Genomic DNA, 17889 nt, shown 5'->3' on the forward strand with positions numbered 1-17889 from the left:
AGAATTTCTCACTGATTACTGATGTATTTATTACATGATACAGTGAGAAATATTAAAAAATTTGTAACATTCTTCTTTCAAATAACTCTTGATGGGTGAAAAAGAAATGAAAAGTTCTTCGGGGTAAAATCGAAGCTTTTTAAATGTTTAACTTAATAAACCATAATAAATAGGTAACAACCATGGGACAACAACAACTTTTACTCGTAATACTTGTAACAATTATCGTAGGTATCGCTACAGTAGTAGCTATTAACACGTTTTCTAGTGCATCGGATACGGCTAACGTAGATGCGGTACGACAGGATTTACTTTCTTTGTCGGCTGCAGCACAGCAATATTATATGAAACCGGAGGCACTTGGCGGTGGCGGTCAGGATTTTGGCGGCATCACTATGCGCGACATGTCATTTGCTGGTGAGATTACTAGTGATACAGAAGCACAAAACCAAAACGGTTCTTATAATATGGGATCTGTTCCTGCTGACGGAGCTTCCAGCTTTACGATTACTGCCACACCGGCAACTGCTGGTGGATCAATTGATGTTGAAATATTTGCTGATAGTACTGCTATGGGATCCTATACTCCTCCTTCATAATATCTAAACTATACTATTTTAAATTTTGAGAGGCTCTCTTATTCATAAGAGAGCCTTTTTTTGTTCAATTTAATTTGACCCTATATATATCCAATACCAGATCCGAAATATCTTAAAATGTTCTTTAATAGGGTAAAGTAAAGCTAATTTGTACCGCAACCTTTGATGGAGTTTTTATTTTATGATTACAGCTATTTCGGCAGCTGCAGGGGCATTCATTCATAACATGTTTGCAGTATTAAGATGAGTAAACATTTAAATGGAAACAGTCTTATTTTGGTGCCGAACAGACCTACTGAATTTGGTTGGGACCGGTGTATTTCTTTACCTAAGTTATAAAATATGCGATTTGTAGATACTGATTTTAAAAGGGAGAATATGCTATGGGCAAGTGTTGTATTACTGTCCAGTATAACTCTATTTGCTGTTGCCAATCTCCGGTTTATATTCTGGGATTTTGCTCTTTTTCCTTACATGGAACCGGGCAAGGTTGCCCACTATTATATGAGTTATTACGATTTTGGCTTTCTAAAGCGGGGGCTGTTAGCTACGCTCATCAGGTCAACCGGTTCCTATCCGAGCATTGATATTGTTCATTTTTTAGGATTTGCAATAGGAGTAACAACATGTAGCCTGGGTTCATATTCGATTTATAAGATGAGAGATTATTTTGAAAAATGGAGCTATATGGTATTTGCCGGTCTGCTGATTTTTAACCCCGCTACCTTTGCCAACTTCGGTTATGATCTGGGTAGATTCGATCAGCTGCTGATTATTAGCAGTATTCTTTCTCTTTATTTCATCCGACGAGGGGAACCATTTAAAGTGATCGTTATTACGATAGTAGCCCTGTTGATCCATGAAATATATATTATCATGTTTTTTCCGCTCTTATTTTATTTGATGTTTTTTTACTCTGACTTTGGTTTTCGTGAGGTTGGCAATCTGGTGTTAGGGATAGGAATAATACTCTGTGTGCTATACATTTTTGGTCAAATCGAGACCAAAAATGTTGAACAAATTGCCCATACTGTTCCCGTAGAAAGGTTTGAATTCTGGGATATCGGAACAATATGGAAAAGAAGCTTAGAAGAAAATATCAGATATACCACCGAATATATATCGGGATTTAGTTCCGGGGAATATATCTCTCTAATCTATGGTGGAATTTATACTCTGCTCATTTTTATTCTACTTGTAATGATATCAACCTATAACAATATGGACCGGTGGGGGTATTTCGTGATACTTGCATCATCCATAGTCATTTTCTTTTTAGCAATTGATTATTCCAGATGGTATTCATTGATGCTCGTTAACGGTTTTTTATATTTTGGATTTACTACGTTTTACGGGAAAGACAAGGAACAGGATAGGGTTGTATTAACCAATCAACACATGGGTGTAAGTTTTTTGCTTTTAATTATTGGACTGATCCTGGGGCCGATAGGCATAATACAATCTTTTCCACTTTTTGACTTTTTTTGATTAGATCCTAAATAAGGATAACCGGGTCTATATGGATTCGGCTCGTTAATTTTACAGAAATACATTGTATTTGATGCTTCGAGAACTTGGAACCTAGAGTTTGAATTTCTTAAAAATAAAGGTCGGAATATGTATAATAATGAGCATGATAAATCGCCATATGCCCTTCACGTAGATTTTTTCGCTACTATTTTTAATTCCTTTATAAATGGCTTCAGCTACATCTTCCGGTTGCGCTGTTAGAAAGGAGGGAGGGTCAAGATGAGCGGTCATTTTAGTATCCACATATCCCGGTTTAACCGTCAGGACCGAAACTTCTGTTTCATATAACCGATGAGAAAGCCCTTGCAGATATGTTGAAAACGCGGCCTTAGTGCTTCCATAGATATAATTACTTTGCCGGCCTCTGTCGCCCGCCACAGAGCTAATGCCTACAATGAATCCCCGTTTCCTGTTTTCGAAATCTGCACTTACGATCTCAAGTATACTCACCGCACCGAGATAATTAGTCTCAATCATATTTTTTGAAAGCTTAAAACTTGATTGGGCTTCATCCTGGTCGGCCATTGTTCCGAACGCCAGAATGATCCCATCAGGTTTATGGCTTAGGCTATTGTAAAAATCTTTATGTGAGTCATAGTCAGTGGCATCGAATTGTAAAGCTGTAACGTTAACCTCATGTCGGATAGATATATCAGCAGCTGCTTTCTGTAATTCCACGATATCTCTGGATGCCAGCTGTAGGTTGAACCCTTGCTTGGCAAAATGTTTTGCCGTAGCGGTGGCGATATCACTGTTGGCTCCTAAAATTAATACTGTTGATCTGTTCATAAGCCCAACCGTACTGATTGCAGAGAATTTATAGTATCGTCAATATTAAATTTCTTCCTGAGTCTCCGGAACTTGCTGACATTGGGATATCCGGCTTCAAATATCTGTTGATCCATCGTTGCATCTTTAACTAAGTATATTCGGCCGCCATAGTTGATTACTATTTCATTCAATTTATCGAGAAAATTGATCAATCCCGGCTGCATTTTGAAATCCAAGGCCAAGCTATAGCCTTCCATGGGGAAAGAGAGATAATTGTTATTTTCTTTGCCATGCAGTTTCAGGACCGACAGAAAACTTCCGAATTTGCTGTTGCCAACTTTATCGAGTATGCTCTTCAATCCTTCAAAACTAGTTGCTTTGGGAAGTATAAATTGATACTGGGTAAAGCCACTGCTTCCATAGATCCTGTTCCAGTTGCATAATCCGTCTAGTGGAAAAAAGAAAGAGTCTATGCCCACCGTTTGACGTGAAATCCCTGCTTTTGTTTTTGTATAATAGAGCATATTAAAGGCCTTAACCGTTTTGTTGTTCAATATAAAAGATGGGAAATCAAAAGGTATGTTTAGGGTTGTCGAAGGCTCATAAGAGAGGTCGCCATCGCTTTTAAAGGATCCTGCCATCAGGATTGAGCGTCCCAATTTATTTCCTTTTGCAAAGGCGTCGATCCACGCTACCGAATAGGGGGCCGCACTGTATTCTTCAAAGGCCTCAAAAGTTTCCTTGAGATTTGAGGTCTTGATTGTGATCTGATCGAGCCACCGGGATTGTACCGGCTTGAGCTGGATGGTTGCCTCTAAAATGATGCCGGTTAATCCTATACCACCGCAGGTAGCATGAAATAGGGCCGAGTTCTTTTCCCGCGAACAGCGGTACGTATCACCACTGGGCAGCAACAACTTAAAATTTCTGACGCATTCGCTGAAACATCCTTCTTTGTGATGATTTTTTCCGTGTACATCCGCAGCAATGGCACCACCCACAGTAACTTTTTTTGTTCCCGGCGTGATTTTGGGAAACCAACCGCGAGGAAGAAAAGTCTCAATTATATCTGACAATAGCACACCCGATTCGCACGTAAGTATACCATGATCAGGGTCAAAGTTCAGAAAACGATCCAGGCTTCTCATTGGCAGGTGGTGTTTAGCCAACGCACTGTCGCCATAACTACGACCGTTTCCGTAGGGGATTATCGGAGAGGAGTTTCGCAGATGATCATAGAGATCTTTTGACTTATTAAACCTAAGTCGAATAGAATCAATAACAGGATAACGTCCCCATCCGGATAGCTTCATATACTCTACGTTGCTTTATAATAACTTTACAATAACTTAGAAATCCATTTTCAGAGACCCATAGTTAGTAATAAGGGTTTTTTAAGGCATTATATGGTGAAACTTTCTATTCAACGTGTGAAAAGAACCTGACCTTTTCATCAGATCTCTTTGTATGGCGATTGCCATATCGCCATAAATAAGTTTCCCATTAAAGATTCGGGAGCCTGATTCAATTAACCCTTCTTGCCGGTATATAATCTGATATCCCTCAATATTTGCTAATTCTTGCGTCATATGGCTTCCAAGGGTAAAGATTATGTGGGGCTGTTGAATACCACAGAGCTCTTTATACAATTCATGATTATTAAGATAGTGTATCAAATCAACTTGTATTCCTGCAGTTGACTTTTGTAAATAAAATTTATCAACACATCTGGAAAATTTTCTATCCGTCAGCCCCCTTAAATCCGTAAATTCGATGTCACCATAATACTCCAGGGAAAGAAAATAAGGAATCATTCCCATTTGCTTTGTTAATATTTGAATTGGCTCATCACTTTCAGCTTTGAGATCGCCAATTATTTTTTCCAACTGGTCTATCATTGGTATATCGCGAAGATGAACCCGATTCGTCAATTCAAACCAAGAATAATTTTTAGTTGTTAGTTGCCTGTCATAATTCCTATAAAAATGAATTCCTCGATTAATTGGAACCCCGGTAGATTGTTCTGCTGCAAATTGTAACATAATCCCCAACTGTAACACGACCAGCAACATTACAGCCGCAACTTTAGTCCATTTTATCAATGGTAATTCCGAAACTGTATATGCTATTAACAAGCTTGTAAAGGGGAGTATGGGAGCGATAAATCTACCGCCTTCCATCCAGTCTCCGCCCGAAAGCAGAATGAATGAAATATAGGCCGTAATAAACAGGAAGCTGAATAAGGTAACAAAAAAATAAAAATTCACCTTCAGTCTTTTAGCAGTAAATATTTTTTTTGATATATAACATATACTGCTCAGGCTTATGATAAACTTGAGCTCTCCCATCCCAAAAGAAAAATTTTTTTTCAGGTATTCATAGCCGTTTTCTATGGAAGATAGAGTTATTCCTGATAGTTTGGCTGTTGCAGGCTGAGGGAAAAGGTCTCCAAAATAGTAGTACCTGAATAAAATCATTATCAGTATTGCAGTAAAGGATATATTACTCAGAAAGAGAAAAGTATTGGTCTGTTGGTATAGATTATGATTACCCCTCAGATGTAAAATTATAAAAAGACCGGCAAAACCGACTAAAATGCTGAATATCACAAATATATTTTCCGGTCTGTTCAGGATAAACGATAGTATGAGGCAAAATATAAAGACATTCCTACGCCATGTTCTTCGTTTCGTAAAATAAACGGCCAAATAATACACCAAACTAACAGACAGAAATGCCATTAGCGTGCTTTCAAGTCCTGAAATACTCCAGTAGACAAAGAAGGTTGAGGTTGACAGGATGATAGCCGATATAATGCCGACCTCATGATTCCATTTATTACCCAAATTGTATGTCTGTAAAAGGGTTAAAAATGCACAAATCAATGAAAATAACGGGCCGATGAGATGTAACTTGATCCCAGTGAAGAAGTTTAGAAGAGCAAGGAGAACGGTATGCAGTAAGCTTGAGCTTTGTTCTACCGGCATTCCATTATAATTAATTACTTCCCCCCAGTGAGAAAGAGAATAGGAGGCCCAATAGGTAATGTATACATCATCCCTGCCAGAAGATGAAAATAATGAAAAGGCTAAAATTGATAAGGTGGTAGTTAGTAAGGAAACAACTACTGCCTTTCGGCTTAGAAACCTGTTCATAAATTATTCATTAGACCTTAGCAATTAACTGATATACAGCATCCATGTACAAACACCGCCCCATCCCAGTAATATTAATTGAATAAACGTATCTGTAAGCAATACTTTAGAAGGATTCCCGCTTTTTTCTTCTACAACTGTTATTTGCATGTACCTTAGCAAACCTAATAATACAAATACAGCACTTAAATAAAGGTCATTGCTTTGAAGCCTGGCAGTAACCTCGGGCGATATAGACCATAGTATATAAGTGACTATAACTATTGAGGCAACTATTCCCATGGCCATGGTCAGAAAAGTAATATTATAACCATCAATAGCTTGTCTGGTTCTTTTTTCCGTATCAAGATATAGAATCACCTCATTCCGCCGCTTGGCCAACGCCAGGAATAAAGCTAGTAAAAATGTCAATACAATAATCCAGTGGGATAATTCCGTATTGGTTGCACTGGCACCGACCAATAGCCTAATTAAAAATCCGATGGAGATTATAGTAATATCAAGCAGCGCGATATGTTTTAGCTTTATCGAATAGGCTAAGTTGATGACTACATAGAACAGTAGCAGCAAAAACACATGAGGAGAAATACTCAGTCCTAAGAAACTACCACCGACAAATAGTACAGTCATAAAAACAAACGCTATAGAAGGATTAACACTCTCATCAGCAAGCGGCCGATCTTTTTTATCCGGATGTTTCCGATCTTCTTCGCGGTCCATCCAGTCATTCAGAATGTAAACACTGCTTACAATCATGGAGAAGGCAAAAAATGCTTTAAAACCGTTCATCCAAGCAGTTATGGTGTTAAGCTTAAATGCAAAAAATGCCGGCAGAAAAACGAATAAATTTTTTGTGTATTGGTAAGGCCTGATAAGCTTTATTAAGTTTCTTGGTAACTGTTTATTCATTTTCTAGTAATTGGGTAAGACTTTGATATATCTGCTTTTTTTAAAAGCCAATCCTAATAGGATAAAAAAGCTGTTTTTACTTTGAGTAGCTGTATGAAAGTAATCCTTTTTCATTCTAATCATTAAATGATACAGGAAAAAAATAAATTTATTACAGAGTAACTAGAATTATGGCAGATTCAGAAAAGCTGCCTTAAGACAGCTCCCGGCACTTTATCCTGAAGATGACCTATATAGGGGGAGGGGATAAAAAACTTAAAAGTTGGGCAATAAATAATTTTTTCTGGAGGAAGTGTCTGTTCCGTGGATTTGCGGGCGATGGGTATAAGGTAACGTGGTAAATGAATTTTACCTATTTCAGTAGTTCCTCTTTTTTTGATCCAAAAGGGGGGGACAAGGCTGAGAATTGTGAAAACGCTTCAGCCTGCATGTGCTGATTTAGATGGGTTCGTTTACTTGCAAGCTTGTTTTCCTGAAATAGTCACCGGTACAAAACATTACATCCAGAACCCCTTGGCCTTAACTCAGAATTCAAGGCCGAACTAACACCACCATACAAGGTCATTTCGAAGTCCGCCGACCGCCGGATGAAGTGGAGAAATCTATTATGGCAGGTACAAGCTAATAGGCCCTAGCTATCCAACGCGTATTTTCACAGCTGTCTTAGACCGGTCCTTGCAAGGCGGGGACAAACTGACAGTGTCTATAGGGGAGGGGGCTTGGTGAAACCCTTTACAGTCTTTATGAGTTGCTTGAACAGCTTTTATTTGATCGATGTTAAATTTTTATTTGTAACAAACCTATTTTATTATCATCCTTTAATGTTACAGATGAAGTATAAAATCTATTACAGGTAAACAGGGATTATGGCAGAGTTCAGACTTAAAGCAATTTCTCCCCAAGGCAAAAAAATTAAAACAGAGTTTGAGGCAGACAGTAAACGCGAGGCAAAAAATCGCGTCGAGAAGCTGTCTAGAAAGAATGGATTCAAGGTCCAGTCTATAGATAAGAAGGAGACCTACCAATACAAGGTTCAAAAGGGAGGCAAGGACCCGGTAACGGGAGAGCAGGAGGCTTATTCAAAGGAAGAGGTTGAAAAAGCGCTGGTTAAGCTGGGTTATAAAGTCATCCGCATAAATAAAAAATGGTTTGATTTTAAAGGAGGAGTACCACAAAGTGAGGTAGTGACATTTATCCGTTTGTGTGCAGATCTCTTAAAGCAACAGCTCAGCTTTGATGAAATATTGAATCTGCTGCACGAAGATACGCAAAACAAGCGTATGAAAGAGACCATAAGTACTATTCAAAAGGATTTAAAGGATGGTAAAGAGGGGGATGAGGTTTACGGCAAACATGAAGATATTTTCGGTGAGTTTGCGGCGTTTATGCTGAGTGTGGCCTCAACCAGCGGTAATATGGCGCAGGTGTTTGAAAGTACGGCCAAATTTCTGGAACGCGATGCAGAATTCAAAAGTAATTTGAGGCGCTCGTTGCTTATGCCGGCAATCACGGTGTTGGCAACAATTGGCGTTATCTTGTTTTATGTGGGATATATTTTCCCCGCCACGGCCGAGGCTTTTGTGGATATGGGGATTAAATTACCGCCAATGACGGCCGCTACGCTGGAGATGAGTTATTGGCTTCAGTCTAACTGGATTATGCTTACACTTTCGTTTACGATACCCATTGCTTCTGCCTGGTATTGGCTTACACAGACCCCCAAGGGACAGCTATGGAAAGACAGGAACATTATTAAACTACCGGTAATGGGGGATCTCTTGCATAAAACGAGTATAGAAATATTTTCTCGTGTTTTCTATACCTTGTACAGTGGTTCGGGACAAAACATCGAGGTGATCAAAGTGGCTGCTGAAGCCTGTCGAAATAAATATATTGAAAAGCAGGTGAAAGAGGTGGCTATCAAGAAGATGCTGAAAGAGGGCGCCGGGCTTATTGAAGCTTTTGAGGCTACGGGGGTATTTCCTGATACAGCCCTCAGTAGATTTAAATTGGGAGCCGAATCAGGGGCTCTAAAGTCGAATGCCAAACAGCTGGCTCAGTATTATGAGACGCAGACGACCTATAAAATGGATACGGTTGTGGATATGATTAATCTGGCGGTTAACCTCTTCATTATGTTTGCTCTTATTGCTATAACGATCGTATCTGCGGAATCAGCCTTGGTTAATCCAAATCAATCTATGTAGGTACACAACGATCGTCATGCTATCCGGCAGCTGGTAGACAGAGGAGCTGATAAGCTAGAAAACATTTAAAGCTGTTGTTGCTGGATTTGAAGTTTCTCAGTCTACCGTACAAGGTTTTAGGAGAGATGTAATATTTTATTACATCAAAAAACATAAACTTTGATGTTTAAATACTATTGTAACTTACATTTCTATAATTAACAGTTATATTATGTCATCATTAGGGATCAACCCTGTTAAAAAGGATTTATCGTTTTCAGTATGGGCAAGGTAAATACTCGCAGACATATTGGTGATATTCTGGTCAACAGAGATATCATTACGCAGGAACAGCTTCAGGAGGCACTGGAGATTCTTCGTGAAGAACCAGAGTCATCTAATCGTCGTCTGGGGCAGATTCTCTACCAGGATCTGGGTATTGACCGCCACAATGTAATGCGCGAGATTGCCTCGATATATGCGTTTGAGGAGGTATTTGAAGGTCATAATTCTGTGAATGGAGAGGTCATCGAGGAAATAAAATCTCACATCGATAATTTACCAACCGAAGTTGTTGATGAGCTGGTTCATCAAAAAGCAGTACCGCTTAGCAAAGATCGACAGTCTCTTACTATAGCTGCTGCTGATCCATCTGATCCCCGATTGACCAATATTATATCTAAGCTCAACTTCAAGCAGCATGAGATTGTTTACTGTCGCTATGAGCTTGTCGAGCAGATTTTAACACAGGTATACGAGCAAAAAAATGAGTTTCTGGATCTGCTGGAAGAGATAGAGTATGAAGAGCCCGATCTGCAGGAAGATTCCGAAGAAATTGATGAAGAAGAGATCGATGCCGAGATTAATCAAAGTATGCTCAACTCCTTGGTTGAGGGCTTTTTGGTTGAGGGAGTTCGAAAAGGAGTGAGTGACATTCATATTGTCCCCAGCGGACCGGCTTCAACCGATATTCGTTTTCGGGTTGACGGTAAGTTAGATTTATGGCATCAGCAGAATAACGTTAAACCTGAGGCTATTTCAGCAGTTGTAAAAGATAAAACACGTAATGTGGATCGTTTTGAACGTGACGCTTCTCAGGATGGATTTATTCAGCGTCAGGTTGACGGTCATAATATTCGGTACCGGGTTTCTATCATGCCGATGGTAGGAGAACAGTTCGATCGTAAATTTGAATCTATTGTGATCCGTATTCTAGATGACCGGGAGGTTATAACGGATCTCAATGTACTGGGGCTTCAGAAGAAAGCTAAAGAAGATTTTGTAAAAGCTATTGAAAAGCCTTCGGGCATTGTCATTGTTACCGGTCCGACGGGTAGTGGTAAGTCAACAACCCTTGTTGCTGCACTGTATTATGTGATAGATCCTTCGGTAAACGTATTAACGGTGGAGGAGCCTGTAGAATACTTGATCGATGGTGCAAGGCAGCTGAAGATCAGTGATCACATGACCTTTGACATGGCGATGAGAGGTATTTTACGTCACGACCCGGATATTGTGCTTGTAGGTGAGATTCGTGATCTTAAGACAGCTGAAATTGCTATTAAGTTGGCCAACACGGGGCACCTCACATTTTCAACACTGCATACAAATGATGCGCCCAGTGCTATCTCCCGATTATATAAGATGGGAGTAGAGACGTTTCTTATTGCCAATGCCGTAAACTTGATTATGGCTCAGCGACTGGTTCGAACCCTCTGTAAAAAGTGTAAAGAAGAGTATGAACCTCACATTGAAACAGCAAAAGGAATAGGATTTACCGAGAAAGAGTATGAAGAAACAACCTTTTATAAGGCTGTCGGCTGTGATAAGTGTGGTGACGGGTATAGCGGTCGAACTGCAATTATGGAAGCTCTGTATTTTGATAAAGAAATTCGGAAAATGATTTTGGAATCTGGCGATGAAATTGATGAAGTTTCAATCAAAGAATATGCTATGAGCCAGGGCATGTTAAGTCTGCGAGGCTCGGGACGCGAACGTATCAAAAATGGTATGACAACCATCGAAGAAATCGCAGCGATTACTATCGAGGACTAAATGCTTTTAGGATGCTCACATTAATTATAGGATAATTGGATGGGGTTAGCACAAGTTAAATCTGGAGTAATGTTATGACAAGTCAAAATCAAGCAGAAAAGGAAGCAACGCCTGAATATATTCGACAATTTTTAAAAGAACCGCCTTTGCTCTTACGTAATTTTCATTATGAGGATATAATGGAGTTTCTAAATCTTGGTAAAGAAGAGCGTTTTGTCCAGGATGACATTATTGTCAATGAAGCGGAATATGTAAACTCTGCATATTTAATTGCTGAAGGAAAAGTTTCCATATGGAAAGATAATATTCAGCTGGCTACTCTTGAAAAGGGTAATTTTTTGGGGGAGACTTTTCTTTTTAGCAAAAATAACCGGATGGCTAAAGTTATTGCTGAAGGTGATGCTCAGCTTTTGAAGTTTGAACGATATGAAGCCCTCAACTTCTTCCGAAAAAAACCAGAAAAGCTGTTTAATATCTTTACTCGAAATATTATCGAAATTCAGCAGCAAAAAATAAGCAATATGAATGTACAGCTTCTGCAGCTAAAAAAACGCTTGTTGGATGATAGTAAATGGTAAATTTGGCTGACTTTAGAGTTTTTTACGCAAACAATGACCTGGGAAAAGAATTATTTGGAAGTATTAAAAAAAATTAATGTTTTATGGGTGGGAATATACACTTTAGAGGATATTGACGGGTATAAATCAGTAATTTCTAATTTTTTCGTAACAATTAGAGTATTTATTGCTCTTTATACATGCAATAGGATAAATTAAGGTAAGTGATCTACAGATGACAGTAGGGGTACAGCAAGATAAAATTGAAGAAGCAAAGAATATCATTGCTTCAATGGCAGAAAAAGTCAGGGAAAGTGCCAGGGGATTGGAGCGTCACCGTCAAATTGGTGCTATTATTGAGGAGCAATCCGAGGATGTTCGTTCTATGTTAAGAGATACGGTAGAGGTATTCCTCAACAAAATGTATGCTAATGAAGCTTCGGATATTGATATGGGTGGCCCGGGATGTGATAGCAAGATTTGGTATCGGATACACGGGGACAAGTCTCCGGATACAAGTGCTCCAGAATTTACTCTTACTGAAACAGATTTCCTGCTGCACAACCTTATCATGCCCAGTCAGCGCGAGCATCTATTTGAAAACCGGAATCTGGACTTCTCCTACTCTATGTCGGGTACTGACGGTATCGTTGGTGGCAAGCGTTTTCGGGCCGATATGTATTTCGACCTTGAGTATCTGGCGCTGAATATGCGTAAGATTGACAATGAAATCCGACCTTTTAAAGGGCTTAATCTGCATCCCGAGGTTGCAAAAGCTCTCAGCCTCAAATACTATAAATATGGTTTAACACTTATAACAGGTATCACCGGTTCAGGTAAGTCTTCTACACTTGATACTGTGATAGATGCCAATAATCGAACAGTCGATTCTCATATCGTCATCATTGCATCACCGGTGGAGCTTGTTCATCAACCCAAGAAATCGGTTGTGAGACATCGTGAGGTAGGTCGTGATGTAAGAAACTTTAAGGAAGGGGCTATACAGGCGTTACGACAGGACCCCGATATAATTGTGATTGGTGAGCTTCGTGATCCCGAAACAATAATGACAGCTCTGGAAATTACGGATTCAGGTCATAAAACATTTGGTACACTTCATACCAGCTCGGCAATGGAAAGCATCGAACGTATTCTGGGTGAAGTACCGCCTGATGAACAGAATCGAGTGCGAACCCGATTGGCTGATGTGTTGACGTGTGTAATCAGTCAGAAATTAATCCCCAGCCTGGACGGTAAGCGCGTATTGGCAAAAGAGGTCCTTATTGTTACAAGTTCAGTAAAAGCTGCTATCCGAAACGATAATGTTAATGAAATTTACCAGATGTTGATGGAGGGCAGTGAGAAGGGGATGAATACAATGGAACAGGATCTAAAGCGCCTTTATGACGAGGGTAAGATATCAAAGGAAGAAGCCATTAATAATGCAAATAATAAAAAGCGTTTGAAGCAGCTTATTTCAGAAAATCAACTTTAATAACTCACCAGTCAACGGATGTTTGGAACAAAAGAATATATAGGGCTTGCTCTGCAGGATGATATTGTCCGGGTTGCACGACTGCGCGTTAATGGGGGAGTTCCTCAGGTAGTTAAGCTGGACCGTTATTCTCTGGTGGAAGAAATAAAAGCAGGTCGTCCTCAAAAGCATCAGATAGAGGGGGATACAGAAGATGAGGCGGTTTTTGAAGAGGAAGATGCGGATTCTATATTCGGCCTTGAAGAAGATGAAGAAAAACAAGATTCTGAGGATGAAGACCTGGATCTCTCTGCGCTTGAAGAGGAGGGAGGTACAGAAGATGATGAGTTTGGGCTGGACATGGTTGAAGAGTCTGAAACTGCTCAATCAAATGAGCTTCTTTTTTATAATATTTTGACGGATGTGGATTCCGATAAAGCCTATTTGGGTCTTAATATACCAGCCGGACATACCATTTTTCAGGTAATTCGGGAAACCGATTTTAATGAAGTAAAGCAGAAAAACCTGGAACAGGATATTGAAGATAAGCTCAACTCAATCTATGGAACACCGCCTGCATCCGATAATTATTCCTACGAGATTCGCAATAACGGCTCACTGTTACTCGGTTCGGTAGATGACGAATCGGTTACTCTCCAGGTTTTAAATCGGGCAAGAGAACTCTATTCAGGTAAATTAACTATTCAGGATGTAGTACCCGATGAAATTGGTCTTGTTGGCTTGGTAAGAGCCAATTATGAGCTTGAGCCTGATGAGATGACAGGAATCATACAGTTTGGTAAGGAAAACTGCAGGATTGTTTTTATGAAAGGGGAAGAGATTTGGTTGGTTTCTCCCATTATTAATGAGGGTACGAGTCAGAAGTCATTTAAAAATACAATCTTTAGTAAAATCCTGTTTCAGCTCGACACAGGTGAAGTACCCAGTCTTGATCGAATTTTACTGGCAAACAATACAGAGGGGGATTCTGCTGTAAATTTCTTCAAAGAGAATTTCCCGGATATTACAGTGGAAAATATCTCATTACGCGAGGACTTCCTCGATACTCATACTATCGACCCCTCCAGTGTACCTGCATTTACAACTGCTATTGGTACGGCTTTAGCAGCAGCTGGAACACATGATGATGTTTTTCCTCAACTCTCATTTCTGCCTAAATATGTTGTTGACCGGCAAAAGATATTTCAGCTGGAGTGGCACGGTATGCTTATCCTGTTTTTAATATTCCTGACACCTATCACTTTTAATTATTTCTATAATCAAAATGTACAGCAGATCGAGTCACTGACCAGTGAAATCAATAATATGAATAGACAGTTAGAGAATGTAACACCTATTGCTGCGAATGTTGATGAACTGAATCAGGATTTATCTCTTCTTCAGGATAAGCTAACGATGCTGGATACACTTTCACAAGGCAGCAGAGAATGGTCTCAAAAATTGAATATTGTTAATGAAGGTATCAGTAGTGTGGGTAATAGCTGGATTACTACCTTTTCGCCCTCAAGTGAAGGATTATTATTGCAGGGTTATTCACTGTATAGAAATCGCATACCCCGTATTGTTGATCTTTTTGAAGATGCAACGTTGCAAAGCGTCAATAATCAGGAAATCAGGGAACAGAGGGTATTCAATTTTTCTATCGTGGTGAAAGATTTTACAGCGGCGGATTCTATTTACTCACCGCCAACTCCTGAAGAGGTAAAGAAACTGATAGAAAAATAATTTAAGTATTGAACGAAATGTCCTACGGAGTACGAAATACACTGATTTTACTTATTGTCCTGACGTTCTTTGTTGGGGCAGGATGGGGCTACATTTATTTTTATCAGGAACCACAAATTGAGGAGTTAACACAGGAGGTTGAAAATACTCGACAAGAGCTCAATCAAAAACAACAGAAGGCCGATCAGTATCCGGCGCTCAAAAAGCAGTACGAAGAAGCTACCCGTTTTTTTAACAATTATAACAAAGCTCTTTATCCCAGCAGTAACGAAGATATTGTATACAATTTGCTTGATGATATAAGTTCTGGTTCTGCCTTTACTGATTTTACTTTTAGTTTTATTGATTCGGTTCAATACGACCAGTATGGTCTAATGAGGATGGAGATTACCGGAGAGGGCTACTATCGTAATTTTATTAATTTTATTCGTCAAATAGAGCTTAACAAACCGCTGAATAAAATTAATGGGATTACCATCAATCCTATAAATGATATTGATTCATATGGAAAAGTTACGTACAGGTTTACTCTGGAAAGTTATTATGATCGAGTTAAGCTATTGGGAGAGCCTGAATTAGCCATTTCTAATAATCTTGTAGGATCTGTTTATAATCCCTTTTATCCGCTGATTCGATCCGTAGCAGAAAATGAAGAAAATCTTGTAAATGTAGAAAAAAGTTCCCTGCTTGCTGTCAGCTCTGGAAGAATATTTTTAATCGATCAAAATGGAGTGATGCAAAAATTATCACCGGGAGATGAAGTGTATCTAGGTAAGTTGTCATCTATTGATGTAAATCAGGGAGCCGCTTCATTTGAGCTAAATAAAGGCGGTATTATTGAACAGATTACCTTACAGGTTAATAATGATGAAAATCAAAGCAGTAACTGATATGAATTTTTACAGATACAAAAATATTATTTCCCTCTCCTTGGCATTTTTGTTCTTACTCTGTTCCACAGCTAGTAGTCAAAACAGAGATAATTTACCCTCGGAGTTCAGAGAATATACTAATCCTGAAGAAATTGTCACTTTTGATAGAACAACATCATTTGCCCGGGCTATTGATGTTATTAATGAGTTTGCCCAGAAGTTTCGCGGAAAGATCGTTATTGATCGTACGGACACATCTGGAGAAATTGGTATTTCGGTACCTGCTATGCACTGGATGGATGCACTCAAGCTGATTTTGCGTGTAAATAATTTACATTTGGTCGAGCAACCGGAATATTTTGAGATTGTAACTTTAGAATCTTTGGAAACAGAAGGGCAAACCCAACCAACAGGTACTGCCGGCCAGGCAGGTGCTGAAGAGGGACCTGTAGCCACTACCCAAACTCATGAAGTTCGTATTAATGCTATATTTTTTGAAGGAAATCGCAGAGCTCTGAGAGAGATTGGTGTGGATTGGTCTACAATATCTGAAAATGTACCTGATGAGATTCTTGGCGGCGGTGATGGTGGCCAGGGGGGCGGCCAGGGAGATGATAGGCCCTCAATACCCGATTCTCGGTTTGACGGACCGTTTGTACAGGTGGATTCCAAGGGAGCCCAAGATGTTTCTGAGAATATTTTTAATTCATTAATTAATATAGGTGAAATCGGAAATACTGGTATTCGTGTGCAGGCTTTATTCAGTGCTTTTGAGGCGGATAATCTCGGTGAAATCCTGGCTTCTCCCACTGTTAAAGTGATGGATGGACAGGAAGGACAAATTCAAGTAGGTCAAGATTTTTCTATCAAGCGGCGTGATATTGCCGGAAACGTAATAGAAGATTTCTTTTCTGTAGGTACTATTCTTACGGTTACTCCGCAGGTTATAACGCAAGACGATACAACTTTTATCCACCTTGATATTGCTGCCGAGCGATCTTCGGCACAACCTGACCCTGTAAGTACAGTAATAAATAAGCAGGAGGCTGAAACACAGTCGTTACTTCTTGACGGAGAAGCAACGGTCATTGCCGGTCTTTACCGGGCAGAGAAGTCGGAAGTTCGAAGAGGTATTCCGATTCTGAAGGATCTGCCGCCCTGGTTTTTCGGTTTGCGCTATTTGTTCGGGTATACGTCGGATGACCAACAGATGCGGGAGCTGGTGATTGTTTTACAAGCATCTCTTGAACCTTCTATTCCGGAACGGCTTAGTCAGGATAGATTAAGGGGTAAATATGAAGTTCTACGTGACGAACGGAACCGAATACACGAAGAGGTTGAAAGAGGAGATAAAGTTCTTCAAGGTGAAGATATGGGATTAGAGTATAATCCTGATAAATTGGAGAACAGGGATCCTGAACCAGAGTTAGAGGAAGAACAAACGAATGAGCAGGGATTTGAGGAGGAAGATGAGGCGAAGGTTGAACCTGACACGACTGAAAATGAGCAGATGAAGAACGAAGATCAGCAAGAGGAAACAGAGGAACCTCCAGTAACTGATCCTGAAATTGAAACTGAAGAGATACAAATTAATCTTGGCGGTGAACAAGATGAAGATACAGCTGAGGCGGTTACCAAAGATGAAGAGTTGCAGGAACAATCAACAACCGAAGAAGACCGTTCTGTTACTACTTACTATTTAATTGGCGGATCTTTTGAACAGGAAGAGAACGCCCTGTCATTCAGAGATGAACTTCGCGGAAATGGATATGATCCTGTCATCGTTCAAATGCAAGAGTCCGATATACATTTGGTTGCGTATCGCAGCTATAATGACTTAGGAAAAGCCCAAACGGAGCTTAAAAAAATTCAGCAAAGTGAGAACAGTGAGGCTTGGTTGTACAGAGCTGAATACTAAGAATATAACTAACACACTACGTCACGCTACTGGCGCGAGTCTGTGACTTGCGCCAGGTGATGACAAGCTATATGTTATCCTTAATTCAGCTAATATCGGAGTTATTCATCAAGTTGT

The 17889-nt window shown here is 39.7% G+C and carries 13 protein-coding genes; 9 read left to right on the forward strand and 4 right to left on the reverse strand.

What is annotated here, in order from left to right:
- The first annotated feature begins 182 nt into the window (after nt 1-182).
- Together ACT3ID_RS11260 and ACT3ID_RS11265 are read left to right on the forward strand one after the other, a co-directional pair.
- Entirely contained in the window at nt 183-599 is a 417-nt protein-coding gene (locus ACT3ID_RS11260) for a hypothetical protein (protein WP_491542132.1), read from the forward strand.
- Nucleotides 600-977: 378 nt separating this feature from the next.
- Nucleotides 978-2087, forward strand: coding sequence for a hypothetical protein (locus ACT3ID_RS11265; protein WP_491542133.1), 1110 nt, complete (start codon nt 978-980; stop codon nt 2085-2087).
- A 93-nt stretch (nt 2088-2180) separates the two neighbouring features.
- Here ACT3ID_RS11265 and ACT3ID_RS11270 read toward each other — a convergent pair whose 3' ends face one another.
- The 4 genes from ACT3ID_RS11270 to ACT3ID_RS11285 form a co-directional block, all read right to left on the reverse strand.
- A complete protein-coding gene (locus ACT3ID_RS11270; protein ID WP_491542134.1) occupies nt 2181-2918 on the reverse strand; it encodes an SDR family oxidoreductase in 738 nt (245 codons plus the stop codon).
- The gene (locus ACT3ID_RS11275; protein ID WP_491542135.1) at nt 2915-4213 is read right to left on the reverse strand and encodes an FAD-binding oxidoreductase; all 1299 of its coding nucleotides are present in this window, start codon (nt 4211-4213) and stop codon (nt 2915-2917) included. Before ACT3ID_RS11275 ends, ACT3ID_RS11270 begins: the two co-directional genes overlap by 4 nt.
- An 81-nt stretch (nt 4214-4294) precedes the next feature.
- Nucleotides 4295-6055 carry a hypothetical protein gene (locus ACT3ID_RS11280; protein WP_491542136.1) on the reverse strand — a complete coding sequence of 587 codons (1761 nt, stop codon included), beginning with the start codon at nt 6053-6055 and terminating at the stop codon, nt 4295-4297.
- Between the two features lie 24 nt (nt 6056-6079).
- The gene (locus ACT3ID_RS11285; RefSeq protein ID WP_491542137.1) at nt 6080-6964 is read right to left on the reverse strand and encodes a UbiA prenyltransferase family protein; all 885 of its coding nucleotides are present in this window, start codon (nt 6962-6964) and stop codon (nt 6080-6082) included.
- An 866-nt stretch (nt 6965-7830) separates the two neighbouring features.
- Between ACT3ID_RS11285 and ACT3ID_RS11290 the strand changes: the two genes are divergently transcribed.
- From ACT3ID_RS11290 to ACT3ID_RS11320, 7 genes are all read left to right on the forward strand, one after another.
- Nucleotides 7831-9171: a type II secretion system F family protein gene (locus ACT3ID_RS11290; RefSeq protein ID WP_491542138.1), complete on the forward strand. Its 1341-nt coding sequence runs from the start codon at nt 7831-7833 to the stop codon at nt 9169-9171.
- A 261-nt stretch (nt 9172-9432) separates the two neighbouring features.
- Nucleotides 9433-11205 (forward strand): GspE/PulE family protein, encoded by a 1773-nt coding sequence (locus ACT3ID_RS11295; protein WP_491542139.1) that lies wholly within the window; start codon nt 9433-9435, stop codon nt 11203-11205.
- 74 nt (nt 11206-11279) lie between these two features.
- Nucleotides 11280-11783, forward strand: a complete 504-nt coding sequence (locus ACT3ID_RS11300; RefSeq protein ID WP_491542140.1) for a cyclic nucleotide-binding domain-containing protein — start codon at nt 11280-11282, stop codon at nt 11781-11783.
- A gap of 214 nt (nt 11784-11997) precedes the next feature.
- On the forward strand, nt 11998-13257 hold the full coding sequence (locus ACT3ID_RS11305) for a type IV pilus twitching motility protein PilT (protein ID WP_491542141.1): 1260 nt from the start codon (nt 11998-12000) through the stop codon (nt 13255-13257).
- 18 nt (nt 13258-13275) lie between these two features.
- Nucleotides 13276-14982, forward strand: coding sequence for a PilN domain-containing protein (locus ACT3ID_RS11310; protein WP_491542142.1), 1707 nt, complete (start codon nt 13276-13278; stop codon nt 14980-14982).
- A gap of 17 nt (nt 14983-14999) precedes the next feature.
- On the forward strand, nt 15000-15872 hold the full coding sequence (locus tag ACT3ID_RS11315; RefSeq protein WP_491542143.1) for a type IV pilus inner membrane component PilO: 873 nt from the start codon (nt 15000-15002) through the stop codon (nt 15870-15872).
- Between the two features lies 1 nt (nt 15873).
- Nucleotides 15874-17772, forward strand: a complete 1899-nt coding sequence (locus ACT3ID_RS11320; protein ID WP_491542144.1) for a secretin GspD/PilQ domain-containing protein — start codon at nt 15874-15876, stop codon at nt 17770-17772.
- Nucleotides 17773-17889: the final 117 nt, after the last annotated feature.

This window comes from Fodinibius sp. GM108, assembly GCF_058386985.1.